This window comes from Stenotrophomonas tumulicola (assembly GCF_014117215.1).
GTDB lineage: Bacteria > Pseudomonadota > Gammaproteobacteria > Xanthomonadales > Xanthomonadaceae > Stenotrophomonas > Stenotrophomonas tumulicola.
Genome location: NZ_JACGXS010000010.1, coordinates 124,975 through 151,122, shown reverse-complemented (window position 1 = coordinate 151,122; position 26,148 = coordinate 124,975). Strand labels below are relative to the sequence as shown.

Below are 26,148 nucleotides of genomic sequence, written 5' to 3'. Positions count from 1 at the left end.
GCACAAAAGGGGACGGAGGGGATTAAGTCGTTTTTGGCCGCTGGTGGCCAAAAACGACTTAATCCCCTCCGTCCCCTTTTTTACCAGTCGAGCTGGGCCGGCAGCAGGCCGCGAAGCTCCTGCTCGGTAAGGTTGCGCCACTGGCCGGGCTTCAGTGCGCCGATCTTGATGTTGTCGATGCGGACGCGGCGCAACTGGGTCACCCGATAGCCGAATTCGGCGGCCATCAGGCGGATCTGCCGGTTCAAACCCTGCTGCAGCGTGATGCGAAAGCCGAACTTGGCGATCCGCGAGGTGCGGCATGGCAGCGTCGTCTGGTCATGGATGCGCACGCCGCGGGCCATGCCACGCAGGAACTCATCGGTCACCGGCTTGTTCACTGCCACCAGGTATTCCTTCTGGTGGCCATTTTCCGCACGCAGGATCTGGTTGACGATGTCGCCATTGCTGGTCATCAGGATCAGTCCTTCAGAATCCTTGTCCAGCCGCCCGATAGGGAAAATGCGCTGCTCGTGCCCGACGAAGTCGACGATATTGCCCTTCACCGAACTTTCAGTGGTGCAGGTCACTCCCACCGGCTTGTTGAGCACGATGTAGACATGGCGACGGCCGCCGGGCCGGCTGGCCTGGCGGGCACGCAGTGGCTGCCCGTCGACAAGCACCTTGTCCTCTTCACCGACCACCGCGCCGGTGCCGGCAGGACGTCCATTGACGGTGACGCGGCGTTCGCCGATCAGCCGGTCGGCCTCGCGGCGGGAGCAGAAGCCGGTTTCGGCGATGTATTTGTTGAGACGGATGGTCATGCGTGCATTATCAGCCATGTTGGGGCCGGATATCCGCAGCGTCGCGCCAAGGCAGAAGCGGTAGCGCCGAGCCATGCTCGGCGGGCACCACCAGACACCGCGATGAAGAGCCGCCGAGCATGGCTCGGCGCTACCGCTTTTTATTTCTCATGAAAAAGCCGCATCGTTTCCGATACGGCCTTGATGCGGCCAGCAGGGCATCGCCCTGCTCGACCAACCGGGGTCCAGGTCAGACGCTGCGCGGACCGCGCGGCTTGAAACCATCCCGACGCGGCGGACGGTCGTTGCCACCCGGACCACTGCGACGCGGGCCGCCCTTGTCGAAACGCGGCTTGGACGGCGCACGCGGGGCCTGGCTGATGTCTTCGCCCGGCTCGACACGACGCATCTGCAGCTGCTGGCCGGATACCCAGACCTTCTTCAGGTGGGTCAGCACGTCCTGCGGCATGTCCACCGGCAGGTCCAATACCGAGAAACCATCGTGGATGTCGATGCGGCCGATGAAGCGGCTTTCCAGGCCGGCTTCATTGGCGATGGCACCGACGATGTTCGCCGGCTTCACGCCATGCTGGTGGCCCACTTCGATGCGGAACGTTTCCATGCCCTGCTCCGGCGCGCCGCGCGGTGGCATTTCACGACGCGGACGCTCCTGGAAGCCTTCGCCTTCGGCACGCGGGGCGCGTTCGAAACGTGCGCCACGATCAGCACGCTCCGGACGGTCACCGCGATCGAAGCGCTCGCGCGGAGCACGCTCTTCGCGGGCGGCGCGCACCGGCGGCTGCAGCAGGAACGGCGTGTCACCCTGCATCATCTTGGCCAGCGCGGCAGCGACATCGATCGCCTTCACCTCGTTCTCGGCCTCGAAACGCTCCAGCAACTGGCGGTAGAAGTCCAGTCCGCCCTGGCCCAGCGTCTCGGTGATGCGGGCGGTGAACTTGTTGACACGGTTGTCGTTGACCGCTTCCACGCTGGGCAGCTGCATCTCTTCGATCGGCTGCCGGGTGGCACGTTCGATCTGGCGAAGCATGCCCTTCTCGCGCGGGGTGGCGAACAGGATCGCCTCGCCGCTGCGGCCGGCGCGGCCGGTACGGCCGATGCGGTGCACGTAGCTTTCGGTGTCGTACGGAATGTCATAGTTCAGCACATGGCTGATGCGCTCCACGTCCAGGCCGCGTGCCGCCACGTCGGTGGCTACCAGGATGTCCAGCTTGCCTTCCTTGAGCTGGGCGATGGTGCGTTCGCGCTGTGCCTGCTGCATGTCGCCATTGATCGCCGCCGCAGCCAGGCCACGGGCCTGCAGCTTGCCGGCCAGTTCTTCAGTGCCGGCCTTGGTCCGCGCGAAAATGATCATTGCATCGAACGGCTCCACTTCCAGGATGCGGGTCAGCGCGTCCAGCTTGTGCATGCCGCTGACCCACCAGTAACGCTGGCGGATGTTGGCCGACGTCGTGGTCTTGGTGGCAATGGTGACTTCAGCAGGATCCTTCAGGTAGGTCTGCGCGATGCGGCGGATCTGCGAGGGCATGGTGGCCGAGAACAGCGCCACCTGGCGCTTCTCCGGCAGCTTCTTGAGCACCGCCTCGACATCGTCGATGAAGCCCATGCGCAGCATCTCATCGGCTTCGTCCAGCACCAGCGTCTTCAGTTCGGACAGGTCCAGCGTGCCGCGGTTCAGATGGTCGATGACGCGGCCGGGCGTACCTACCACGACATGTACACCGCGGCGCAGCGATGACAACTGCTGGCCATAGGGTTGGCCGCCGTACACCGGCAACACCCGGAAACCGGGGATCTTGGACGAATAGGTCTGGAATGCCTCGGCGACCTGGATGGCCAGCTCGCGGGTCGGCGCCAGCACCAGCGCCTGGGGCTTGATCTGCTGCAGGTCGATGTTGGACAGTACCGGCAGGGCGAACGCTGCAGTCTTGCCGGTGCCGGTCTGGGCCTGGCCCAGCACGTCGCGGCCTTCCAGCATCGCCGGGATGGTGGCGGCCTGGATCGGCGAGGGGGTTTCGTAACCGACTGCGGCCACGGCCTGCATGACGGGCTCGGAAAGGCCGAGCTGCGCGAACTGCAGCGGCGCCTGGGTATCTTGGGACATGGGGAACTCCGAAGGCACTGCCACGAACGTGGCAGGCGAAAAAAGGGGGGTATTTTGCGCGTAGGGCGCCCTTCTGTCGCGTGCCCTGGCGCTTTTTCGAGCCCAAAGGATACAGCACCTTGCATGAACCCTGCGTACAGCGCCATGGGGCCGCCCACTGGCAACGGGCCTGTCCTACGGCTCCCGTGCCATGCCCCGGCTGCTCCCGCCGCCCGCCATGGCGCACAATAGGCGCCGTTTTCCAAAGGATACCCCCATGCAGATCCTCGAGTTCGACCTTGATGGTGACTACGTGGAACTCAAGCAGCTGCTCAAGCTGACCGACCTGGTCAGCAGCGGCGGTGAGGCGAAGATGGCCATCAGCGAGGGACTGGTGCTGGTCGATGGCACCGTGGAGCTACGCAAGGCGTGCAAGATCCGCGCCGGCCAGCAGGTCGAGTTCAACGACAGCCTGATCCGGGTACTGGCGCTGGCCTGAGGCAATACCGGCCGATAACCGGGGCAGCCATGCCCGCTCTGCCACGTGCGCTACCCCGCGGCAGCCACCGGCTGGGTCAGGTGATGGGCGATGAGCTGGCGGAAGGGTCGCACCCCCTGCGCCATGCGCAGGCCGGCCGCACGCAATACACGTGCCGGTGCGCGTTCGTCGGTGTAGAGGCCGGCGATCGCATTGGTCGCCTCGTACAGCGGCAGGGATGCCAGGCGATGCCCACGCTGGTAGCGCGCCAGCATCCCCGCATCGGCGATATCAGCGCCGCGGGCGTGCTGTGCAGCCAACAGGCCCGCCAACCGGTGCTGGCTGGCCAGGCCCAGGTTGAAGCCGTGGGCGGTCACCGGGTGCATGCCCACGGCCGCGTCGCCGATCAATGCGGCACCCGTCGCGACGAAGCGCTGCGCATACACGCCCACCAGCGGATACGCCTGCGGCCGCGCCACCGGCTGCATCTGCCCGAGTCGATTGCCGAAGAATCCCGTGATGATCCGGCCCAGTTCCTGCGGTTGCATCGCCAGCAATGCATCGATCTGCTGCGGCGGCAGCGTGATCACGGCCGAGGCCTGGTCGCCGTTGAGCGGCAGCAGCGCCATGGTGCACCCGTATCCGAACCATTCCCAGGCCACGTGGCCATGGTCGCGCTCGACCTGCATCCGGCAGACCAGCATCGACCTGCCGAAGTCGCGCGTGCGCGCACCGACCCCAAGCATCCGCCGTGTCGGCGAGAAGCGGCTGTCGGCGGCCACCAGCAGCCGCGCATGCACGCTGCTGCCATCGTCCAGCTGCACCTGATGTCCGTCGGCGACCGGCCGTACACCCTGCACCTTTCGCCCATCCAGCAGTTCCAGCCCTGGCTGCTCCCGCACCGCGTCCCACGCCGCGCGACGGATCAGGTGGTTCGGCACCAGCCAGCCGAGCGGGCCGTGCTGGCCGCGTCCACCGCTGAAATGGAGCGCGAACGGTGACGTACCGTCCATCACCTTGGCCTGGCGCAATTCGGAAATGTCGCCCGGCGGCAACCGCTGCCACACCTGCAACTGTTCAAGGGTCTGCCGCGACGCATGGGTCAGCGCGATCTCGCGTCCATCGAAGGCAGCCTCGGCCAGCGCCTGCCGAGGCTGCGGATCGACCAGGGTCACCCGCAACCCGGTAGCCGCCAACGAGCGGGCAAAGCACAGGCCGACCGGCCCGGCGCCTGCCACCACTACATCCGTTGCCTGCATGCCTGCACCTCCTCCAGCGTCGTCATCACGCCCAGCCTAGCCTCACCGGGACGGCCCGGCCCTTGATCTGGATCATGCCGCGCCTGGGCGGATCACAGCAGCGCCCATGCCAGCATCAGCACGCCGGCCAGCGAAACCACCCAGGCCAGGCTGCGTACGTAGGGAACGCCGAACGCGTACAGCGGCACGTAGACCAGCCGTGCCCAGAAATACAACTGCACCGCCAGTGCCGTACTGCTGTCCTGGCGACCAGCCACCACCACCGCCAGCGCCGCAGCGGCAAACATCGGGAACGTCTCCAGGAAGTTCGCCTGCGCGCGCTGCAGGCGACCGGCCAGTACGCCGACCGGCCTGCTGTCACCATCGCGTGCCGACGCATTCCAGCGTGTGCCGCGTTCGCGGGTCACCGCGGCGGCGGCGGCAAGATATCTGCACGATGCCCAACAGCATCGCCCACGCCAGCATCTGGATCTCGATAGCCATGTCGGTTCCTCAGGCGCCCGGCGGGCGTACGCTGTAGCCGGACAGCCGCCACACCTGGTCTTCATCCAGGCGGAAACTGACCAGTTCGCGGACCGGCTGTGCACTGTTGGCGAACCGGGTCGGGAAGGTAACGCTGACATACAGCCCTTCGGGCACCGTCGCATCGCCGTTGTACTTGACCCGGCTGATGCTGGGCTGGCCGCGGCCGACCAGGGCGCCCAGGCGCGCACGGTCGGCGCCGACGATTTTCAGGAACTCATCGCGCTTCTGCGCCTTGCGGGCCACGGTCGACGCACCGTCCCACGCCTCCCCCGCCCGGTTGCCATCCACCAGTTGCGCCACGCGCAGCGCGGCCTGCTGCATTTCCGCGTTCTGCTTTTCCAGTGCGGCCTGCTGGGCCGGGGTCAATGCCGGTGCAGGCGCCGTCGCCGGACGAGAAGGCGCAGGCGTCGCGGTGGGCGCTGGCTGGACCGGCGTGCTGCGCGCGGCGGCCTGCGCCGCCGGCTGCTGGGCGATGGCCGGCGCCGCCAACGCAAGGGACAGGGGAACCAGCATGGACAACGACAGCGGGAAACGCTTCATGGCCACCTCGACCGGGGAACGTGCCCGCAGTCTACGCCAACGTCCGACGGGCATGACGGTGTCAGTGCGAGGCGGCGTCCTGTGCCAGCGCGGCTTCGCCAGGCGCCTCTGCCGTTCCCGGTTCCGCCTGGCCGGGCACCAGTGCCTGCTCGCTTGCCGGCGCCGTGGGCGCCGGCGGCAGGGTGGCCACATCAATCTCCGACAAGGGACTTTCCTGCGGGCACACCGGATCGGGGAAGCCGAAGCGTTCCTTCAACGCCTGCCCGCAGGTATTGACCGCTTCCAGTTCCGCGCCCTCGTGCTTGCACTGCTGGTCGAACGCCACCAGGAAAGCATCTTTCCGGCGCACGAAATCGTCCCCACACACGCGCATCTGCTTGATGCGTTCCAGGTCGTCCTGCACGGCATTGGTGCCGTCCAGGCCGAACTGGCGCAGTTCCTCGGCACTGAGCAGGCGCAGGCTGCGGTTGGGCACGGTCATCATCAGGTCCGCCACGCCCACGGCCACGCCGTTGCGCTGCAGGTAGTCCTTGACGTTGTCATACACCTCGTGCAGTTCGCGGTTGAGCTCCGCGCGCGAAGTGGCCTTGGAACTGATACGCATCATCCGGTGGATGCCGACCTTGCCCGACACCAGCCGGTTGTCGCCGGCAGCCAGCACGAACACGCACGCACTGTGGCAGATCGAGCCTTCGCGCACCCATATGGTCCAGTTGGATTCGCCGATGCTGTCGCCAGCGACGATGGCCGACTCGACCTGCCCGCCACTGGAATCCAGGTCGAGGATACGCTTGTGGATCCCAAACTGGTCGGCCACCACCGACAGTCGCCATACCAGCTCGGCGAAACCGGCATTGACCTTGCCGCTGTAGCGCACCCGCAGCAGGCCGCGTGCGGCGCAGGCCTGCAGCGCCGGTTCGATCTGCTCCCGCGCCAGCCCCGCGAGCTCCTCGCCATCACCGGGCTCGGTCGCATAGTCGGTGCTGCAACTGATCCACGCCGTGCCATTTTCCAGCGCGGCGGCCGGCCACGGGCGGTCGGCCCGGCTGGCCGGCAGCGGGGTCGGCGGCGGGGCATCGGCCACGTTGATCGACACCATGTGGTCGCCGTCGGCGCTGGGCGCGCGCGTGGCGGCCTCGTTGGCCGTTACATTGCCCGGATTCTCCAGTTGGCTGCACGAAGCCAACGCCAGGCACAGCAGGGGCGACCACCATTTCAGCGACATGAACCATCGAACCGGTCAGGAAACACCCGCACAGTCTAGGGCCTATGCGCGGCGCGGCGACAACCGTTCCTGAACTGCGGCGGGCACCGCACATTGATGTCCGAAAGTGGCGAGCCCCGCCCATGGACTGGGCCTAGACTGTCCCCATGGACGCTACTGCCACCCTCGACACCGCAACCTGCGAACGCGCCCGTCTGGCACGCGACGCCCGCTTCGACGGGCTGTTTTTCACCGCCGTGCGCAGCACGGGCATCTACTGCCGCCCGGTGTGCCCGGCGCCCCCGCCGAAGCCGTCGAACATCAGTTACTACCCGACCGCTGCCGCGGCGGCGGCGGCCGGCTACCGGCCATGCCTGCGTTGCCGGCCCGAACTGTCCCCCGCCGCCCAACAGGCACAGGGCCAGGAAGTGGTAAGGCGCGCGCTGGAACTGATCCACGACGGATTCCTGCAGCAGGACAACGCGACCGCGCTGGCCGCGCGCGTCGGGGTCGGCGCCCGGCAACTGCAACGGTTGTTCGTGGCCACGCTCGGGGCTACGCCCTTGCAGTTGCATACCACCCAACGGTTGCTGCAGGCCAAGCAGCTGCTGACCGAAACCCGGCTGCCGGTGACCGACGTGGCGCTGGCCTCCGGCTTCAACAGCCTGCGTCGCTTCAATGATGCCTTCGTCACCGGCTGCGGCATGCCGCCCAGCGCGATCCGCCGCGTGCCTGGCGCATTGAAACCCGGCCATGACGGACTGCGCCTGCGCCTGGGCTATCGTCCTCCGCTGGATTTCGGCCTGATGCTGCAGTTCCTGCAGCGGCGCATGATCCCCGGCATCGAGCGCATCACCCAGGACCGTTACGAGCGCGCGATCGGCACGCCACGGCACCCAGCGCTGCTGCGCGTGCGCGCTGATCCGCGCCGCAGTGAGCTGTTGTTGCAGCTTGACGGTGTCGATCCGCGGCAGGTGCCCCACCTGGTTCGCCGCGTGCGCCACATGTTCGACCTCGACGCCGACCTGCGCCAGGTGCACGCCACGCTGGCGGTGGAGCCGTTGCTGGCGCGCGGCATCGAACAACGTCCCGGGCTGCGCGTGCCTGGCGGTTGGGAAGGCTTCGAAGTCGCCGTGCGCGCAGTACTCGGCCAGCAGGTCAGCGTTGCGGCGGCGACCACGCTGGCGCGGCGACTGGTGCAGGCGCATGGGCAAGCGCTGGACGGCATGCCGGAAGGGCTGGATCGTCTGTTCCCGCTGCCTGCGCAATTGGTTGACGCACCGCTGGAGGAAATCGGCCTGCCGCGCACGCGTGCGGAAACGCTGCGTGCCCTCGCGCGCGCCTGCGAAAAGGGCCAGCTCGACTTCGGGCCCGGCCAACGGCTGGAGGCGTTCATCCAGCAATGCATCGCCCTGCCGGGCATTGGCGCGTGGACGGCGCATTACATCGCGCTGCGGGCGCTTGGCCAGCCCGATGCCTTCCCGGCTGGCGACCTGGTGCTGCAACAGATGCTCGGCACGCCAGAGAAACGCTTGACCGAGCGCCAGGCCGAGGCCCGGTCGCAGGACTGGCGCCCGTGGCGTGCCTACGCCGTGCTGCACCTGTGGCACCTCTCCGTCCCCTTTGCAGGAGCTTCGCCATGACACTGTATTACGACCGTTTCGACACGCCGATCGGCGAGCTGACCGTAGCCGGCGACGGACATGGCATCAGCCACATCCTGTTCCCGCGCAACCGGCATGACGCCAAGGGACGCGAACATTGGCAGCATGGTCCGCAGATGGTGCGCGACGCGCGCGAGCAGTTGCTGCAGTACCTGCATGGCGAACGCAGCAGCTTCGAGCTGCCGCTGTCACCACGCGGCACGCCATTCCAGCTGCGGGTGTGGCACGCGCTGGCCGGCATTCCCTTTGGGCAGACATGGAGCTACCTGGAACTGGCCACCCATCTCGGCCAGCCCACTGCCACCCGCGCGGTGGGTGCCGCCAATGGGCGTAATCCGCTGCCGATCGTGCTGCCCTGCCATCGCGTGATCGGACGCGATGGCTCGCTTACCGGGTTCGGCGGCGGACTGGAAACCAAGGCAGCGCTGTTGCGCCTGGAACAGCGCCAGGTCGGGCTGTTCGACCCGGCATGACTTTCGTTGTCTTGGGTACGTCATCGCCGCGCCCTAGAATGGCGCGATGACCTATCGACATATTGCCTGGGCGCTGGCCGCCACGTTGCCGCTGGCGGCCTGCTCCACCCCACCCGCCGCCGTCGCTCCCGGACCAGCCGTCGCTGCACACACGGCCGCCACGCCGAAGCTGCTGCTGATCTCCATCGATGGCCTGCGTGCCGACGCGCTGGATCGCGGCATCACCCCGAACCTGCAGCGCATCGTCGATGGCGGCGTGCGGGCACGCTGGATGACACCGTCCTATCCGGCGTTGACCTTCCCCAACCATTACACGCTGGTCACCGGCCTGCGCCCGGACCACCACGGCATCATCCACAACAGCATGGATGACGCCGGGCTTGGCCGCTTCAAGCTGAGCGACCGCAAGGCGGTCTCCACGTCCGAGTGGTGGGGTGGCGAACCCATCTGGGTAGCTGCCGAGAAGGCCGGCGTGCGCACCGCCACCTGGTCGTGGCCAGGCAGCGAAGCGCCGGTGCAGGGCATCCAGCCCAGCCAGTGGCGCCACTATGACGCGAGCGTACCGTTCGAAGACCGCGTGCAGACCGTACTGGGATGGCTCCAGCAGACCGATGCGGATGCGCCGCGGCTGGCCACCTTGTACCTGGAACACGTGGACCATGCCGGCCATGACCACGGTCCCGACTCACCGCAGTATGCAGAGGCGATCGAGCGCGCCGACCAGGTGATCGGCGAGGTGCTGGACGGGCTGCAGCAGCGCGGCCTGGCGGACACCACCAACGTCATCGTGGTATCCGACCACGGCATGGCACCGGTGCCTTCGGGCCAGGCCGTTGCCACCGAAGACATGGTCGACCCTGCACTGGCACGCAGCATCAGCGTCGGCCAGTCGGTCGGCTTCGAACCGCGGGCCGGCCACGAAGCCGCTGCCGGGCAGGCCTTGCTGGGCCGGCACGCGCATTACCAGTGCTGGAACAAGGGTGACCTTCCGGCACGCTGGCATTACGGCAGCAATCCGAGGATCCCGCCGATCGTATGCCAGATGGACGAAGGCTGGGATGCCCTCAGCCGCGAAACGATCGCCAAGCGCGAATTGCGGGACCGCGGATCGCATGGCTACGACAACGCCCTGCCCTCCATGCGGGCCGTGTTCATCGCCCGCGGGCCCTCGTTCAAGCAGGGCCAGCTGATCGAAGGCTTCGACAACGTCGACGTATATCCGCTGCTGGCGCGCTTGCTGCAGGTGCCGGTGCCGGCTACCGACGGCGATCCACAGACGCTGCTGGAAACCCTGCGCTGAGTGCAGCGGCTGCTGCAACAGGTTGTTGCCCCGGTGGCGCCTGCGCGTGCACATCGGCCATGCGATCCTGCATGCCCGTCCCAGCCAGCGAGAACGCCCGCATGACCACCATCATCGCCCCGCGCGTGCACGACATCGGCGGCCTGCAGGTCCGTCGTGCCGTGCCGACCCTGCAGGCACGCAGCGTCGGCCCGTTCGTGTTCGTCGACCAGATGGGGCCCGCCGTGCTGGATCCCGGCACCGGCATCGACGTGCGTCCGCACCCGCATATCGGGTTGGCGACGGTCACTTTCCTCTGGTCCGGCGCCATCGGTCACCGCGACACGCTCGGCTCGGACCAGGTCATCCGCCCCGGCGACGTCAACTGGATGACCGCCGGCCGCGGCATCGCGCACTCCGAACGCACGCCGCCGCCAGAACGCGAACACGGCCATCCGTTGCATGGCATGCAGACCTGGATCGCCCTGCCGAAGAATTACGAGGAGGTGGAACCGGCGTTCCACCACCACAGCGCCGCTACCCTTCCGCAGCAACGACGCAACGGCGCCTGGCTGCGGGTGATCGCCGGCCGCGCCTACGGCGAGGAGTCCCCGGTCAAGGTTTTTGCCGATACGCTGAACGTTGCCATTGACCTCGATGCGGACGCCGAGATCGATATCGACACCGGCCATCGCGAACGCTCGATCTACATCCTGGAAGGCCAGGCCCAGTTGGATGGCGTTGACGTGCCGCCGCAACACCTGATATTACCTGCCGAAGGCGCGCGTGGTCGGCTTCGGGCGAAGACGCCGTTGAAGGCAATGCTGATGGGCGGCGAGCCTCTGGATGGGCATCGTCACTTGTGGTGGAACTTCGTATCGAGCTCCAAAGAGCGTATCGAACAGGCGAAACACGACTGGGAAAATGGCCGTTTCGGCACGATTCCTGGCGACGACAAGGAATTCATCCCGTTGCCAAGCCCCTGATCATCCGTCTGATATCCAGGGGTGTTTCAATCGTGTGAGCCTGCAATCGCTGCCCTTTGGTGCCCGCTTGGGCTTCTTTCCATTGGAGATTTCAGCGATGAGCATGGGCAAACGATTGGCAGCCGAGTTCCTCGGCACGTTCTGGTTGGTCCTCGGCGGCTGTGGCAGCGCGGTGCTGGCAGCGAACTTCGGCGGTGACGGCAACCCGCTGGGCATCGGATTCCTGGGGGTGGCGCTGGCCTTCGGCCTGACCGTGCTCACCGGCGCCTATGCATTCGGGCATGTATCCGGCGCGCACTTCAATCCCGCCGTCAGCGTGGGCCTGTGGGCGGGCGGCCGGTTCGCCGGCAAGGACCTTGCCCCTTACCTCATCGCGCAGGTGCTGGGAGGCCTGCTGGCCGGATTCATCCTGATGCAGATCGCCAAGGGCAGCCCCTCCTTCGCCCTTGATGCCGGGCAGGCCGGCGCATTCGCCAGCAATGGCTATGGCGCACTGTCACCAGGCGGGTACAGCGCCGCGGCGGCCTTCCTGTGCGAGGTGGTGCTGACGGCGGCCTTCCTCGTCGTCATCATGGGCGCTACCCATGGCCGCGCGCCGGCCGGTTTTGCGCCGCTTGCCATCGGCCTGGCATTGACCCTGATCCATCTGATCAGCATCCCGGTGACCAATACCTCGGTCAATCCGGCCCGTTCAACCGCCGTGGCCGTGTTCGCCGGCAGCGGGGCGATTGGCCAGCTGTGGCTGTTCTGGGTTGCTCCCCTGCTGGGCGGGCTGATTGGCGGCCTGATCGCCAAGTGGCTGGGCGAAGACCGTCCCTGACATGCCGCTTCCCGGCAGCCGTTGCGGCGATGCCCCGGGGCGTCGCCGCCCGGCGCGGATAGTTACGCATGAAAGCGAAAATTGTGCACCTGCTCACGTTCCGTTAAGGTCGTCGAATCACCTGCCAGCCTGCCTGGCAGGCCAGCACGGGCACCCGGGGATGGGGCCCGGTCGTCATGGCGGCCAATCCGGTCCGCTGCTGGTGTCACCGACTCGTTGCCTGGGGGAACCATGAACTTCGTGCCTGCCGCCGTCCTGTTCTGCCTGTCACTGCCCATCTTCAGCGCCATGGCGCAGAACACCGCCCAATGCCCATCGCTGCCCGCTGGCAGCAGCCTGCAGTGGCAGGAACGGGTATCCGGCGACCTGCTGGTCTGCCGGGCCAGCACTGGCGAGGGACGCGAAGTGATGAGCCTGATGCTCTCCCGCAACGATCCGGACATTCCCCTGCCGCGCGCCCTGCGCCAGGAAAGGGACAGCTTCGCCGGCGAAACCATGTACTGGTACCAGCCCGACCTGGGCGGCCAGGAACCGCCGGGCTTCGCCGACCGCCGCATCAGCGTGGTGAAGATCGACAAGAACCGTTACGCACAGTTGTCGCTGTACCCGGCCAACAGCGAAGAACGCAGCGGCCTGCAGCAGATGGTCCGTGGCATGAACCTGACGCCAGCGGCCGTAGCCGCCGGGCGCTGAGATGACCGCTGCGTCGGCAGGGCCACCTGCCGGCCGACGCATTGCCGGGCAGGACTCAGAAGCGGCCTTCCTGGAAGTCGACGAAGGCCTGCATCAGTTCCTGGCGGGTGTTCATGACGAACGGACCGTGCCGTGCCACCGGCTCGCGCAGCGGGCGGCCCGCTACCAGGATCAGCCGCGCGCCAGCCACGCCAGCCTGCAGTTGCAGCGCGTCGCCTCCGCCGAGCACGGCCATTTCCTGGCTGGCCACCGCACGCGCATCATCGCCTGCACCGAGGCGCATATCACCTTCGAACACGTAGGCGAACGCATGGTGGCCGCTGGGCAACGTGTAACTCCAGGCAGCGCCCGGGTCCAGGCTGACGTCCAGGTAGACCGGATCGGTGGCCGGCTGCACGATCGGACCGACCGTATCGTCCACGCGACCGGCGATCACCTTCACCTGCACGCCGGACGTGGGCTGCACCAGCGGAATGCGGTCAGGCGCGAACTCCTGGTATTTCGGCGCCGTCATCTTCTCGCTCGCGGGCAGGTTCACCCACAGTTGGAAACCGCGCATGCGTCCGCTTTCCTGTTCGGGCATCTCCGAATGCACCAGGCCGCGGCCGGCCGTCATCCATTGCACGCTTCCCGGGGTCAGCAGGCCTTCATTGCCATGGTTGTCCTTGTGCCGCATGCGCCCATCCAGCATGTAGGTGACCGTCTCGAAACCACGGTGCGGATGGCTGGGGAAACCGGCAATGTAGTCTTCGGCCTTGTCGGTACCAAACTCATCCAGCAGCAGGAACGGATCGAGTTCCGGCAACGCCGCGCCACCAATGACCCGGGTCAGGCGCACGCCGGCCCCATCGGAAGTGGGCGTGCCACGGATGGTACGCAACACGTGGGTAGAAGCCTGGGAGGACATGACAACTCCAGAAAAGGGACTGACAGCAAGATGGTGGTTGCCGCGGGAAGGACCAAGCCTGGCCGCCGCAACCGATTGTTCCAGCGCTGGCAGCCCGGAAGGCCGGGCGACCGCGACGGCGTTACGACCAAAGTACTAGCCTGCAAACCCCCTGTCTGCATTGACCCTGCCAAGGGCAAAGCGGACCCTTACGACGTTCTTCCGGGAGAGGTCACCTCATGAAAGGTTTCTCAAAGCTGGGCTGGGCCGTTCTCGCCCTGCTCGGCGCATTCTGTCTGGGCACCGTCGCACTGCGCCGCGGTGAGCCCATCAACGCCTTGTGGATCGTCGTTGCCGCAGTCTCCATCTACCTGATTGCGTACCGCTTCTACGGCCTGTTCGTGGCCAGCAAGGTGCTCCAGCTGGACCCGACCCGGGCCACGCCCGCCGTGCTGAACAACGATGGGCTGGATTACGTGCCCACCAACAAGCACGTGCTGTTCGGCCACCATTTCGCCGCCATCGCCGGCGCAGGCCCACTGGTTGGCCCGGTGCTGGCCGCGCAGATGGGTTACCTGCCCGGCCTGCTGTGGCTGGTGGTCGGCGTGGTACTGGCCGGTGCGGTACAGGACTTCATGATCCTGGTGCTGTCCAGCCGCCGCAACGGCCGTTCACTGGGCGACCTGGTGCGCGAAGAAATGGGGCCGGTACCAGGTACCATCGCGCTGTTCGGCGCATTCCTGATCATGATCATCATCCTGGCGGTGCTTGCGATGGTGGTGGTGAAGGCGCTGGCGGAAAGCCCGTGGGGCATGTTCACGGTGATCGCCACCATGCCCATCGCGATCTTCATGGGCGTCTACATGCGCTACATCCGCCCCGGCAAGATCGGCGAGATCTCGGTGGTCGGCCTGATCCTGCTGCTGGGCTCGATCTGGTTTGGTGGCATCGTGGCCGCCGATCCGGTCTGGGGTCCGGCCTTCACCTTTACCGCCAAGCAGATCACCTGGATGCTGATCGGCTACGGCTTCATCGCCTCGGTGCTGCCGGTATGGCTGCTGCTGGCCCCGCGTGACTACCTGTCCACCTTCCTCAAGATCGGCACCATCATCGCGCTGGCCGTCGGCATCCTGATCGTCATGCCGGAGCTGAAGATGCCCGCGCTGACCCAGTTTGCCGCCAGCGGAGACGGCCCGGTGTGGAAGGGCGGAATGTTCCCGTTCCTGTTCATCACCATCGCCTGCGGTGCGGTGTCAGGCTTCCACGCACTGATTGCTTCGGGTACCACGCCGAAGCTGCTGGCCAATGAAGCGCACGCACGCTACATCGGCTACGGCGGCATGCTGATGGAATCGTTCGTCGCGGTGATGGCCCTGGTGGCCGCCTCGATCATCGAACCCGGCATCTACTTTGCGATGAACAGCCCGGCGTCGGTGATCGGCGCGGACGCCATCTCGGCGGCGCACTACATCACCACCAACTGGGGCTTCACCATCACCCCGGAGCAGTTGGAAGCAACCGCGGTGGCCATCGGCGAGCCGACCATCCTGCATCGTGCCGGTGGTGCACCGACGCTGGCGGTGGGTATCGCGATGATCCTGCACGAAGCGATCCCCAGCGCGGGCGATGCGATGATGGCGTTCTGGTACCACTTCGCGATCCTGTTCGAGGCGCTGTTCATCCTCACCGCGGTGGATGCCGGCACCCGTGCCGGTCGCTTCATGCTGCAGGACCTGCTGGGCAACTTCATCCCGGCATTGAAGAAGACTGAATCGTGGTCGGCCAACATCCTGGCCACGGCGGGTTGCGTCGCGCTGTGGGGCTACCTGCTGTACTCCGGCGTGGTCGATCCGTTCGGCGGCATCCAGACGCTGTGGCCGCTGTTCGGCATCTCCAACCAGATGCTGGCCGGCATCGCGCTGATGCTCGGCACGGTAGTGCTGTTCAAGATGAAGCGGGACCGCTACGCCTGGGTCACCGCCGTGCCGGCCGTGTGGCTGCTGATCTGCACCACCTGGGCCGGCCTGATCAAGATCTTCGACAGCAACCCGGCACAGGGTTTCTTGGCCCAGGCACACAAGTACCAGGACGCCATCGCCAGCGGCACCATCACCGCGCCGGCCAAGACCGTCGGCCAGATGCAGCAGATCGTGCTCAACGCCTACGTCAACACCACCCTGACCGTGTTGTTCCTGCTGGTGGTGTTCTCGATCCTGTTCTACGCGCTGAAGACCATCGCGGCCGCACGCCGCGCGCCGCAGCGCACTGACAAGGAAACCGAGTACGTGAAGCTGCTGCCGCACCAGATGGCGGATCTCTGATGAGCACCGAACTGGTACCCGTCGGCCAGCACCAGGCCCATCGCCGCGTCTGGCGGCGGCTGGTGCAGACCGCCCGGCTGTGCTGCGGCATCCCGGATTACGACAACTACGTCCGGCACGTGCTGGAGAACCATCCTGATCGCACTCCGATGGACTATCCAACGTTCTTCCGCGAGCGCCAGGAAGCGCGTTACGGCGGAAAGAACGGAGGACGCTGCTGCTGAGCGGTAGTGCCGGGGCGTGCCCGGCGGCGGATGAGATGAGGTAGCGCCGAGCCACGCTCGGCGAACGCGGGTGACGGCCAACGGCGCCGTCACCCGCCATGTACAGGGACCGCCGCCAGGCGGGTACCGCCAACAAGCCACGCTGCCGCATGTGATGCAGTGAAGACAGTGTTAAGCTCGGAAACATGCCGCCGCCTGCGGTTTTTTTTTGCCTGTTTTCTTTCGATCGACAGAGGACCCCATGCCGACCGAACCCGTTTCGGCCCTGATCTCCAGCGACATTGTCGGCCTGGGCCTGATCGCCGCCACCCTTGCCCTGATCTTCTGGGCCGCCAGCGGTCCCACGCCACTGCTGAAGAAGATCTTCGCCTGGGTTCCAGCGCTGCTGCTGTGCTACTTCGTGCCGGCCATCTACAACACCGCCGGCATCATCGACGGCCACAACACCGCGTTGTACAACCCGGTGGCGCGCGACGTGCTGCTGCCGGCCGCGCTGGTGCTGCTGACCCTGTCCATCGATCTCAAGGGCATCGCCAAGCTCGGCCCCAAGCTGTTGCTGGTATTCGTCGCTGGCACCGCCGGCATCATGCTCGGCGCCATCGTGTCCTTCCAGGTGATGAAGCTGATCCATCCGGAAACCGTGGCCGGCGATACCTGGGCGGGCATGGCCGCATTGGCTGGTAGCTGGATCGGCGGCGGCGCCAACATGGTGGCCATGCGCGAGATCTTCGGCACCGACGCCACCACCTTCGGCCAGTTCGCCGTGGTCGATGTAGCTTGTGCCAGCTTGTGGATGGCCATCCTGCTGTTTCTTGCCAACCGCGCCCCGCAGATCGATGCACGCAATGGTGCCGACACCCGCGCCATCGACGAAATGAAGGCGCGGATCAGTGCCTACGAGGCACAGAACGCGCGCATTCCCAGCCTGACCGACCTGATGGTGATCGTCGGCGTGGCACTGGGTGGGGTAGGCCTGGCACATGCCATCGCCGCACCGTTGGCCGGGTGGTTCAAGGCCAACGTTGGTTGGGCCAGCCAGTTCAGCCTGGACAGCCAGTTCGTCTGGGTGGTGCTGCTGTCCACCGCACTGGGGCTTGGCCTCAGCTTTACCCGGGTCCGGCGCCTGGAATCGGCGGGTGCATCGCGCCTCGGCACCGTTTTCCTGTATTTCCTGATTGCCTGCATCGGCATGCAGATGGACCTGCTGTCGTTGCTGGATCGTCCCTGGCTGTTCGTGCTGGGCGTGATCTGGATGGCCACCCATGTACTGGTGCTATGGATCGTCGCCAAGCTGGTCCGCGCCCCCTTGTTCTTCTTCGCCATCGGCTCGCAGGGCAACATCGGTGCAGCAGCATCGGCACCGGTGGTGGCCGCGGCATTCCATCCATCGCTGGCCCCGGTCGGCGTGCTGCTGGGAACGGTGGGTTATGCGACCGGTACCGGCCTGGCCTATGTCACCGGCTTGATCCTGAAATGGATGGCCGGGGCCTGACCTCCGGGCATGCATCGCGGCATGCCCGGAAGGATACCTTTTCCACTTGCGGTAGAGACCGCCGCCCACTAGCCTTCGGCGATCGATCACCACCCAAGGACTGCCCGTGAAACATCGTCATCTCCTGCTGGCCTCGGCGATCGCCGCAGCCACGCTGGCCCTCGCCGCCTGCCAGAAGGAACCCTCGCCAGGCGCAGAAAGCGGCGCCACGACCAGCGCCCCGGCCGGTGAAACCGCGGACCAGTTCGTCGCCCGCATCAATGCCGAGTACAAGGCGGCCTATCCGGAGATGACGTCGGCGCAGTGGCTGTCCTCCACCTACATCAACAGCGATTCCGAACGCGTGGCGGCCAAGGCCAACGAACGCTCGCTGACCCAGCTCAACAGTTGGATAGAACAGGCTGGCAAGTTCGACGGCCAGCCGATGTCCGATGACAGCAAGCGTGCCATCCAGCTGCTGAAGCTGATGTCCTCGATGCCCGCACCACGCGACCCGGCCAAGCTGGCCCAGCTGACCCAGATCGCCACGCGCATGGAAGGCAGCTACGGCGCGGGCAAGTACTGCACCGACGCCAACGATCCGAACTCCTGCCGCCAGTTGGGTGACCTGGAGCAGGTGCTGTCCAGCAGCCGCGACTACGACCAGCAGTTGGATGCATGGCAGGGCTGGCATGGCACCACCAAGGACATGCGGGGCGATTACCAGCAGTTCGTCAGCCTGGTCAACGAAGGCGCCAAGGGCCTGGGCTTCGCCGACGCCGGCCAGATGTGGCGCAGCGGCTACGACATGCCACCGGAGCAGATCGGTCCGGAAACCGACCGCCTGTGGGAACAGGTCAAGCCGATGTACGAACAGTTGCACTGCTACGCGCGCGGCAAGCTCGATGCGACCTATGGCAAGGACAAGGCCGAGGTGGGCAACGGCCTGATCGCCGCGCACCTGACCGGCAACATGTGGCAGCAGGACTGGTCCAACCTTTGGGACCAGCTGCAGCCCTACCCCGGTGCCGGCAGCCTGGACATCACCGCCGCATTGGAAAAGCAGTACCAGGGCAACCTGAGCAGTGCACTGGCCAAGGCCGGCGGCAATGCCAACGTGGAGGGCCTGTACAAGGCGCAGCGTGAGGCCGAGCTGCGCACTGCAAAGCAGATGACCGAGCGTGCACAGGACTTCTACGTGTCGCTGGGCATGCCGGAACTGCCGAAATCGTATTGGGAGAAGACCCAGTTCATCAAACCGCAGGACCGCGACGTGGTCTGCCACGCCAGCGCCTGGGACATGAACATGGAAGGCGATGTGCGCACCAAGATGTGCATCAAGCCGAACGAAGAGAACTTCACCACCATCTACCACGAGCTGGGCCACATCTATTACGACCTGGCCTACAACCCCCTGCCGCCCCTGTTCCAGGGCGGCGCCAACGATGGTTTCCACGAAGCCATCGGCGATACCATCGTGCTGGCGATGACGCCGAAATACCTCAATTCGATCGGCCTGGTCGACAAGCCAGAGGAAAGCCGCGAGGCGGTGATCAACAACCAGATGCGCATGGCCCTGTCGGGCGTGGCGTTCCTGCCGTTCGGGCTGATGATCGACCGTTGGCGCTGGGGTGTGTTCGATGGTTCGATCACCCCGGACAACTACAACAAGGCATGGTGGGACCTGAAGGCCCGCTACCAGGGCGTGGCGCCGGCCAGCACGCGTGGCGAGGAGTTCTTCGACCCGGGCGCCAAGTACCACGTGCCGGGCAACACGCCCTACACCCGCTACTTCCTGGCGCGCATCCTGCAATTCCAGTTCTACAAGGGACTGTGTGATGCATCGGGCTACAAGGGCCCGCTGCATGAGTGCAGCTTCTACGGCAACAAGGAAGCCGGGCAGAAGTTCTGGGCGATGCTGAGCAAGGGTGCCAGCCAGCCCTGGCAGGCCACGTTGAAGGAACTGACCGGTGGTGAAAAGCTCGACGCCGGCCCGATGATCGAGTATTTCAGCCCGGTCAATGCATGGCTGAAGGAACAGAACCAGGGCCAGGCGTGCGGCTGGCAGGCCAGCGCGGCACCGTAATGCCAGACCGGTGGATCCGGTAGAGCGGGGCCATGCCCCGCCGTGGCGAGCCATGCTCCGCTGTGACGGGCATGGCCCGTCACTACCGCCGATCGTCAGTTGTCCTTGCCTGCTGCCAGCCTCGCGGCCAGCGCGGCCTTGAATTCCTCGAAGGTCTGCCCCTGTGCCGTCGCTTCGGCCTGTGCCGCATCGCGCAGCGCATCCGAATAGACCAGGCGTACCGGCGTGCCCTGGCGTTCATGCAGCTCGCCGGCCTGCATGATCAGCGCCAGCACGTGCGCGGCGCTCTCGGTCTGCCCGGCAATGCGTCCATCCATGCCCAGCACCCACTCGCCATCACGGCGCACGATGCCGGCCAGCAGCGTGCGCTGCTGGTCGCGCAGCTCCGCATGCGGTTCCACCGGCGAGGCGGTGGCCTGCTCACGGTTGGCGGCTTGGGTTTCGCGGCGCCGGCGGATGTCGCGGCGCAGTTTGGAGGTGGTCGACATCGGCAGCTTGCAGCATACGGGGGGCGCAAGGATACCCTACACCACCCCGCCCGCTGCTTCACGGCAGCGCGCGCTCGCGCCGGTGCTCCCAGTACCAGAACACGAAACCAACCGCGAAGAAGCCCGCCTGCCCCAATGCCAACTGCAAGGGTGAGTGGCTGAGCAGCGGTGAAACCACGCCTGCCACCAGGGTGCTGGCCATCAACTGCAGGAAGGCCTGCAGCGACGAAGCCAGGCCGCGCTGGTGGGGATACATGTCCAGCACCGCCAGCGCCAGGATCGGGAAGATCAACGCCATGCCCAGTCCGCCTAGGAAGATCGGCAGCACGGCCCATGGCAACGCCAGTTGCGGCGCCAGCGCGACGTAACCGATGTTCAGGACCGCCGAGAGCGCGCAGCAGACGAAACCAGTGGCCACCTGACGGGTCGGCGTGGTGCGCCCTGCCATGCGCCCGGACAGGTACGAGCCGGCGGTCATGCCGCCGATGGTGGGTATGAACAACCATGCGAAACCACCCTCGCCCAGCCGCAGGTGCTGCATCACGAATGCCGGCGCGGAGGCGATATACAGGAAAATGCCGCCGAAGTTGATGCTGCCGGCCAGCGCCAGGCGCATGAAACGCGGATTGGAGCCAATGCGCAGGTAATCGCGTACCAACCCGCGCGGGGACAACGGCGTGCGTGCCTGCACCGGGTGGGTTTCAGGCAGGAAGCGGGCCGTGGCCGCCAGCAACAGCAGCGAGAACACCACCAGGAACCAGAAGATCAGCGGCCAGCCTGCGCCACTGAGCAGGATCCAGCCCCCGATGATCGGCGCGATCGCCGGCGCGATACCGAAGATCATCGATACCTGGCTCATCAAGCGCTGTGCATCATGCCCCTGGTACACGTCACGGATCACGGCACGCCCGACGATCATGCCCACGCCCGCGGAAAGGCCCTGCAGCGCACGGAATGCCAGCAGCGTGGGCAGGTCGGTGGACAGCGCGCAGCCGACCGAGGCCGCTACGAACACCACCAGCCCCCCCAGGATCACCCGCTTGCGGCCCCAGGCATCGGACAACGGCCCATGGGCCAGGCTCATCAGGCCGTAGAACAACAGGTACACGCTGACGGTCTGCTGCACCGCTACTTCATCCACGCCCAGCCGCTGCGCCAACTGCGGAAACGCCGGGAAGATGGTGTCGATGGAGAACGGGCCGAACATGGCAAGGCCTGCTAGCAGCAGGGCCAGGCGGCGGGTCGAGGGCGAAGCGGCAGTCATGGAAGCATCCGGAATGGCCGCGCACTCAATGCGCGGCGGGCGCCGGCCCCGGCCCCGGAAAGGACAGGAAGGCGGCGCCGCATGAATACGAGAATGGCGCCATGATAGGGGGTCGGCCTTCCCATTGCCACGCGATCCCGCCCCGGACCGTCCGGGGAGTCGTCGCGCATTCAGCCGATCTGTCCGGGTGCCGGGTCCCCCGTCCTTCCAGCGCAACCGCTATAATCGACGGGCAACACGGTGGGAGAAGCAGGACACCGCTGCCGAAGGCGCAACGCCCGTAATCGCTCAGGCCCGATACCACCCGCATCAAAACTCTGGAGAGACCGGTTCGATCCGGCGCCGAAGGGGCACGAAGCCGCGCAGATGCGCGCTTCCAAACTCTCAGGCAAAAGGACAGAGGGGCGCCCCGCAAGCTGCCTGTTGGCGGCCTGCCTACGCGCGTGCCCTTTCCCGACGGATCCTTCGCCATGTCCCAGAATACCCCTTCGCTGCGCGAGCTCGAGCACCACCAAGCGTTCGTCGAGCGCCACATCGGCCCCAACGATGCCGAGGTCGCACAGATGCTCGATGTCGTCGGCCATGCCTCGCTGGATGCACTGACCGATGCCATCGTGCCGGTCCGGATCAAGTCGCCGGCGCCGCTGGCGCTGCCCGAATCGATCACCGAGGTGCAGGCGCTGGCCAAGATCCGCGCGATCGCCGACAAGAACACCGTGCTGCGCAGCTTCATCGGCCAAGGCTACTACGGTACCCACACGCCGAATGTCATCCTGCGCAACATCCTGGAAAACCCGGCCTGGTACACCGCCTACACCCCGTACCAGGCGGAAATCTCGCAGGGTCGCATGGAAGCGCTGATCAACTTCCAGACCCTGTGCGCCGACCTGACCGGCATGGAAATCGCCAACGCCTCGCTGCTGGACGAAGCCACCGCTGCCGCTGAAGCGATGACCCTGGCCAAGCGTTCGGCCAAATCGAAGTCGGCCACCTTCTTCGTGCACGACGCCGTGCACCCGCAGACCCTGGAACTGCTGCGCACCCGCGCCGAGCCCATGGGCATCGTGCTGCGCGTGGGTACCCCGGCCGAAGCGCTGGAAGCGGAAGCCTTCGGCCTGCTGCTGCAGTACCCGGACACCTTCGGCCAGGTCGGCGACTACAAGGCGCTGGTCGATGCCGTGCACGCGCGCGGCGGCCTGGTGGCCGTGGCCACCGACCTGCTGGCGCTGACCCTGCTGGCCGCCCCGGGCGAATGGGGCGCGGATATCGTGGTCGGCAACAGCCAGCGTTTCGGCGTGCCGTTCGGCTTCGGCGGCCCGCACGCGGCCTTCATGGCCTGCCGTGACGCTTACAAGCGTTCGATGCCGGGCCGCCTGATCGGCGTCTCGATCGACGCGCAGGGCAACCCGGCCTACCGCCTGACCCTGCAGACCCGCGAGCAGCACATCCGCCGCGAGAAGGCCACCTCCAACATCTGTACCGCGCAGGTGCTGCTGGCGGTGATGGCATCGATGTACGCCGTGTACCACGGTCCGGAAGGCCTGACCCGCATCGCCCGCCGCACCCACCGCCTGGCCTCGATCCTGGCGGCTGCGCTGCGCACCGCTGGCGTGCAGGTGGGCAATGACTTCTTCGATACCCTGCACGTCACAGCGGTCGACGCCGATGCGATCCACGCCAAGGCACGTGCGGCCGGCTACAACCTGCGCGCGATCGACAGCAGCTCGGTAGGCATCAGCCTGGACGAGACCACCACCCGCGATGACATCGTCGCCGTGGCCGCAGTGTTCGGTGCCAGCCTCGACGTGGAAGCGCTGGATGCCAGCACCGCCGACGCGCTGCCGTCCGGCCTGCTGCGGCAGTCCGCATTCCTGACCCACCCGGTGTTCAACACCCACCACAGCGAGCACGAACTGCTGCGCTACCTGCGTTCGCTGGCCGACAAGGACCTGGCGATGGACCGCACGATGATCCCGCTGGGCTCGTGCACCATGAAGCTCAACGCCACCGCCGAGATGATCCCGGTGACCTGGCCGGAGTTCTCGCAGATCCACCCGCTGGTGCCGGCCGAGCAGGCGCTGGGCTACAAGGAACTGATCGATTCGCTGGAAGCGATGCTGGTCGAGTGCACCGGCTACGACGCCGTCAGCCTGCAGCCGAATTCCGGTGCGCAGGGCGAGTACGCCGGCCTGCTGGCGATCCGCGCCTACCACCGCTCGCGCGGCGAAGATCATCGTGACATCTGCCTGATCCCGGATTCGGCGCACGGCACCAACCCCGCCTCGGCGCAGATGTGCGGCATGAAAGTCGTGGTCACCAAGACCGATGCCAACGGCAACGTTGACGTCGAGGACATCCGCCTCAACGCCGAGAAGTACAGCGACCGCCTGGCCGCGATCATGATGACCTACCCGTCCACGCACGGCGTGTTCGAGGAAGAGGTGGTGGAGATCTGCGAGATCATCCACCAGCACGGCGGCCAGGTGTATACCGACGGCGCCAACATGAACGCCCTGGTCGGCGTGGCCAAGCCGGGCAAGTGGGGTTCGGACGTTTCGCACCTGAACCTGCACAAGACCTTCTGCATCCCGCACGGCGGCGGCGGCCCGGGCGTTGGCCCGTGTGCGGTCAAGTCGCACCTTGCCCCGTTCCTGCCGGGCACGCTGGGTGGCAACGGTCCGGTCGGCATGGTCAGCGCCGCCAGCTTCGGCAGCGCCTCGATCCTGCCGATCAGCTGGATGTACATCGCGATGATGGGCACCGAAGGCCTGCGCAAGGCGACCCAGGTCGCGCTGCTCAATGCCAACTACATCGCCACGCGCCTGGCGCCGCACTTCAAGACCCTGTACACCGGTCGCAATGGCCTGGTGGCACATGAGTGCATCCTGGACGTGCGCCCGCTGGAGAAGACCAGCGGCATCGGCGCCGAAGACGTGGCCAAGCGCCTGATCGATTTCGGTTTCCATGCCCCCACCCTGAGCTTCCCGGTTGCCGGCACGCTGATGGTGGAGCCGACTGAAAGCGAATCCCTGCATGAACTGGATCGCTTCATCGACGCGATGATCCAGATCCGCGAGGAAATCGCCGCGATCGAAGACGGCCGCCTGGAACGTGAGGACAACCCGCTGAAGAACGCACCGCACACCGCCACTGCGGTGACCGCCAGCGAGTGGACCCACGCCTATCCGCGCGAGCTGGCCGCCTTCCCGCTGGCCAGCCTGAAGCAATCCAAGTACTGGCCGCCGGTGGCGCGCGTGGACAATGTATATGGCGACAAGAACGTGATGTGCGCCTGCATCCCGATCGATGCCTACAAGGACGACGAAGTCGACGCCTGAAGCCAGGCAGTCCGGCCACGACCCGTTCCACAGACGGCCCGCGCAAGCGGGCCGTCTCTTTTCCATGGGGCCGCCATCCCTGCACGACGAACCACTGTCGTGTTCGGCATTGTCTTTTGCGCCAAATGAAAGACATGGCGCGGGGATCAGCTTCACATCACCTTTGGCGATTGTCTCCCGTCGCATTCAACGTGGCCTACGCGCGCAATGCAATCCAGACACCCATCGCACAATTCCAAAACAGTGCCCATCCTGCGGCATGCGTCACATTGCGCCGCGTTTGCTCTTTCTGCATCGGCGCACGATGCCTCCACGCCCTGACGCTGGCCAGTCAGGACGGATCCCGGATCGCGACCGGGGTCGACGACGCCGCCCATTCCGCGCGGCGAAACCACGTTTCTTGGAGAATCATCATGAATCACCTGAAAACCCTCGTCACCTCGGCTGCGCTCGCCTTCGCCTTCGCCATCCCGGCTGCCAATGCACAGAACGCACCAGGCCAGGATCGCGGCGTAGCGGATTGCGCACTGCAGTTCGTCCAATGCTTGACCGGTGGAGGCAGCGCGGTCACCTGTGGCATCGCGTTCGCACAGTGCCTGGCCAGCGGGGGTGCCGCTGCCGGCGCAGCAGACCGCCGCGAAGACTGAAATCGCACGGGACGGTGCGGACGGAACGGTGCGGACGCGGACACGGACGCACCGTTTCATGACATACGACAGCGGCAGCTCCTGGTGAAATCCTGCCATCAACGGGGAAGGGGGCATTCGGCCGCTTTTGGAGATATTCGATGAACATTCCAATGTCCTTCATCTGCTCTGCAGTGCTTGGTCTGGCAGCACTCGTACCTGGGCAGGCCCATGCCGCGTCGACAGCCCATCCGGAGGGCGCCGTCGACTGCTTCAAACAGTTTTTCCAGTGCTACTACCTCAACGGAGGCGACCTGATTACCTGCAGTGCAGCATTCGCCAAATGCCTGGCGTCCGGGTCCAGTGTCGCCATGCTGCCCGGCCGCAGTGACTGATGCCTTTCCAGTCCGCAGGTTGATTGCTTTCGCTCACCTTTCCATGGAATCGATCATGTTGAAGTTCCGATCCACCGCCGGGGCCCTTGCGCTTGCCCTCGCTCTTGCCGTTCCCACTGCCCACGCGCAGACGTTGCCCAGCGGGAATCCCGTTGCCTGTGCCGTGGAGTTCGTCAAATGCGTGGCTACCACAGGTAACTGGATTACCTGTGGTATCGCATACAGACAGTGCGTGGACAAACCCT

Annotated in this window: 22 protein-coding genes, 1 pseudogene and 1 riboswitch; of the genes and pseudogenes, 14 read left to right on the top strand and 9 right to left on the bottom strand. The window is 66.1% G+C overall.

Annotated elements, in window-relative coordinates:
* Window positions 1–80: 80 nt before the first annotated feature.
* Together H4O11_RS16230 and H4O11_RS16225 are read right to left on the bottom strand one after the other, a co-directional pair.
* Window positions 81–803 carry a pseudouridine synthase gene (locus tag H4O11_RS16230; protein WP_182340735.1) on the bottom strand — a complete coding sequence of 241 codons (723 nt, stop codon included), beginning with the start codon at window positions 801–803 and terminating at the stop codon, window positions 81–83.
* A gap of 229 nt (window positions 804–1,032) precedes the next feature.
* Window positions 1,033–2,904: a DEAD/DEAH box helicase gene (locus H4O11_RS16225; RefSeq protein WP_182340732.1), complete on the bottom strand. Its 1,872-nt coding sequence runs from the start codon at window positions 2,902–2,904 to the stop codon at window positions 1,033–1,035.
* Between the two features lie 256 nt (window positions 2,905–3,160).
* Between H4O11_RS16225 and H4O11_RS16220 the strand changes: the two genes are divergently transcribed.
* A complete protein-coding gene (locus H4O11_RS16220; RefSeq protein ID WP_182340729.1) occupies window positions 3,161–3,382 on the top strand; it encodes an RNA-binding S4 domain-containing protein in 222 nt (73 codons plus the stop codon).
* 50 nt (window positions 3,383–3,432) lie between these two features.
* Here the strand turns inward: H4O11_RS16220 and ubiM are convergent, their stop codons facing one another.
* The 4 genes and pseudogenes from ubiM to H4O11_RS16200 all read right to left on the bottom strand — a co-directional run bounded on the left by ubiM (window position 3,433) and on the right by H4O11_RS16200 (window position 6,910).
* Window positions 3,433–4,620: a 5-demethoxyubiquinol-8 5-hydroxylase UbiM gene (gene ubiM / locus H4O11_RS16215; protein WP_182340726.1), complete on the bottom strand. Its 1,188-nt coding sequence runs from the start codon at window positions 4,618–4,620 to the stop codon at window positions 3,433–3,435.
* A 92-nt stretch (window positions 4,621–4,712) separates the two neighbouring features.
* Window positions 4,713–5,103 (bottom strand): annotated as a pseudogene (locus H4O11_RS16210) (MAPEG family protein).
* Between the two features lie 9 nt (window positions 5,104–5,112).
* Window positions 5,113–5,685 carry a DUF4019 domain-containing protein gene (locus H4O11_RS16205; RefSeq protein ID WP_182340724.1) on the bottom strand — a complete coding sequence of 191 codons (573 nt, stop codon included), beginning with the start codon at window positions 5,683–5,685 and terminating at the stop codon, window positions 5,113–5,115.
* Between the two features lie 61 nt (window positions 5,686–5,746).
* Window positions 5,747–6,910: a COG3904 family protein gene (locus H4O11_RS16200; RefSeq protein WP_182340722.1), complete on the bottom strand. Its 1,164-nt coding sequence runs from the start codon at window positions 6,908–6,910 to the stop codon at window positions 5,747–5,749.
* A gap of 146 nt (window positions 6,911–7,056) precedes the next feature.
* Between H4O11_RS16200 and H4O11_RS16195 the strand changes: the two genes are divergently transcribed.
* The 6 genes from H4O11_RS16195 (at window position 7,057) to H4O11_RS16170 (ending at window position 12,804) form a co-directional block, all read left to right on the top strand.
* Window positions 7,057–8,532: a DNA-3-methyladenine glycosylase 2 family protein gene (locus tag H4O11_RS16195; protein WP_182340719.1), complete on the top strand. Its 1,476-nt coding sequence runs from the start codon at window positions 7,057–7,059 to the stop codon at window positions 8,530–8,532.
* A complete protein-coding gene (locus tag H4O11_RS16190; RefSeq protein WP_182340716.1) occupies window positions 8,529–9,026 on the top strand; it encodes a methylated-DNA--[protein]-cysteine S-methyltransferase in 498 nt (165 codons plus the stop codon). Before H4O11_RS16195 ends, H4O11_RS16190 begins: the two co-directional genes overlap by 4 nt.
* A 46-nt stretch (window positions 9,027–9,072) precedes the next feature.
* Window positions 9,073–10,326, top strand: a complete 1,254-nt coding sequence (locus H4O11_RS16185) for an alkaline phosphatase family protein (protein WP_182340713.1) — start codon at window positions 9,073–9,075, stop codon at window positions 10,324–10,326.
* A gap of 101 nt (window positions 10,327–10,427) precedes the next feature.
* Window positions 10,428–11,291, top strand: coding sequence for a pirin family protein (locus H4O11_RS16180; RefSeq protein WP_182340710.1), 864 nt, complete (start codon window positions 10,428–10,430; stop codon window positions 11,289–11,291).
* Window positions 11,292–11,388: 97 nt separating this feature from the next.
* Window positions 11,389–12,111, top strand: coding sequence for an aquaporin Z (aqpZ, locus tag H4O11_RS16175; protein WP_281367603.1), 723 nt, complete (start codon window positions 11,389–11,391; stop codon window positions 12,109–12,111).
* A 231-nt stretch (window positions 12,112–12,342) separates the two neighbouring features.
* Window positions 12,343–12,804, top strand: coding sequence for a hypothetical protein (locus H4O11_RS16170; protein ID WP_182340707.1), 462 nt, complete (start codon window positions 12,343–12,345; stop codon window positions 12,802–12,804).
* 55 nt (window positions 12,805–12,859) lie between these two features.
* Here H4O11_RS16170 and H4O11_RS16165 read toward each other — a convergent pair whose 3' ends face one another.
* Complete coding sequence (locus H4O11_RS16165; RefSeq protein WP_182340704.1) at window positions 12,860–13,711, bottom strand: pirin family protein; 852 nt, start codon at window positions 13,709–13,711, stop codon at window positions 12,860–12,862.
* A 218-nt stretch (window positions 13,712–13,929) separates the two neighbouring features.
* Between H4O11_RS16165 and H4O11_RS16160 the strand changes: the two genes are divergently transcribed.
* The 4 genes from H4O11_RS16160 (at window position 13,930) to H4O11_RS16145 (ending at window position 19,792) form a co-directional block, all read left to right on the top strand.
* Window positions 13,930–16,011 (top strand): carbon starvation CstA family protein, encoded by a 2,082-nt coding sequence (locus tag H4O11_RS16160; RefSeq protein ID WP_182340701.1) that lies wholly within the window; start codon window positions 13,930–13,932, stop codon window positions 16,009–16,011.
* Window positions 16,011–16,235, top strand: coding sequence for a YbdD/YjiX family protein (locus tag H4O11_RS16155; protein WP_182340698.1), 225 nt, complete (start codon window positions 16,011–16,013; stop codon window positions 16,233–16,235). The genes H4O11_RS16160 and H4O11_RS16155 overlap by 1 nt, the downstream gene beginning before the upstream one ends.
* Window positions 16,236–16,476: 241 nt before the next feature.
* Window positions 16,477–17,727: a DUF819 family protein gene (locus H4O11_RS16150; RefSeq protein ID WP_182340695.1), complete on the top strand. Its 1,251-nt coding sequence runs from the start codon at window positions 16,477–16,479 to the stop codon at window positions 17,725–17,727.
* 106 nt (window positions 17,728–17,833) lie between these two features.
* Entirely contained in the window at window positions 17,834–19,792 is a 1,959-nt protein-coding gene (locus H4O11_RS16145) for a M2 family metallopeptidase (protein WP_182340692.1), read from the top strand.
* Between the two features lie 95 nt (window positions 19,793–19,887).
* Here H4O11_RS16145 and H4O11_RS16140 read toward each other — a convergent pair whose 3' ends face one another.
* Together H4O11_RS16140 and H4O11_RS16135 are read right to left on the bottom strand one after the other, a co-directional pair.
* The gene (locus H4O11_RS16140) at window positions 19,888–20,280 is read right to left on the bottom strand and encodes a hypothetical protein (RefSeq protein WP_182340690.1); all 393 of its coding nucleotides are present in this window, start codon (window positions 20,278–20,280) and stop codon (window positions 19,888–19,890) included.
* Window positions 20,281–20,338: 58 nt separating this feature from the next.
* Window positions 20,339–21,544 (bottom strand): multidrug effflux MFS transporter, encoded by a 1,206-nt coding sequence (locus tag H4O11_RS16135; RefSeq protein WP_182340687.1) that lies wholly within the window; start codon window positions 21,542–21,544, stop codon window positions 20,339–20,341.
* A gap of 307 nt (window positions 21,545–21,851) precedes the next feature.
* Window positions 21,852–21,954, top strand: a riboswitch (glycine riboswitch).
* Between the two features lie 60 nt (window positions 21,955–22,014).
* On the opposite strand from H4O11_RS16135, the gene gcvP reads away from it, so the two are divergent.
* The 3 genes from gcvP (at window position 22,015) to H4O11_RS16120 (ending at window position 25,903) form a co-directional block, all read left to right on the top strand.
* Window positions 22,015–24,882, top strand: coding sequence for an aminomethyl-transferring glycine dehydrogenase (gcvP, locus tag H4O11_RS16130; RefSeq protein WP_182340684.1), 2,868 nt, complete (start codon window positions 22,015–22,017; stop codon window positions 24,880–24,882).
* A gap of 413 nt (window positions 24,883–25,295) precedes the next feature.
* Window positions 25,296–25,529, top strand: coding sequence for a hypothetical protein (locus H4O11_RS16125; protein ID WP_182340681.1), 234 nt, complete (start codon window positions 25,296–25,298; stop codon window positions 25,527–25,529).
* 140 nt (window positions 25,530–25,669) lie between these two features.
* The gene (locus H4O11_RS16120; protein ID WP_182340678.1) at window positions 25,670–25,903 is read left to right on the top strand and encodes a hypothetical protein; all 234 of its coding nucleotides are present in this window, start codon (window positions 25,670–25,672) and stop codon (window positions 25,901–25,903) included.
* Window positions 25,904–26,148: the final 245 nt, after the last annotated feature.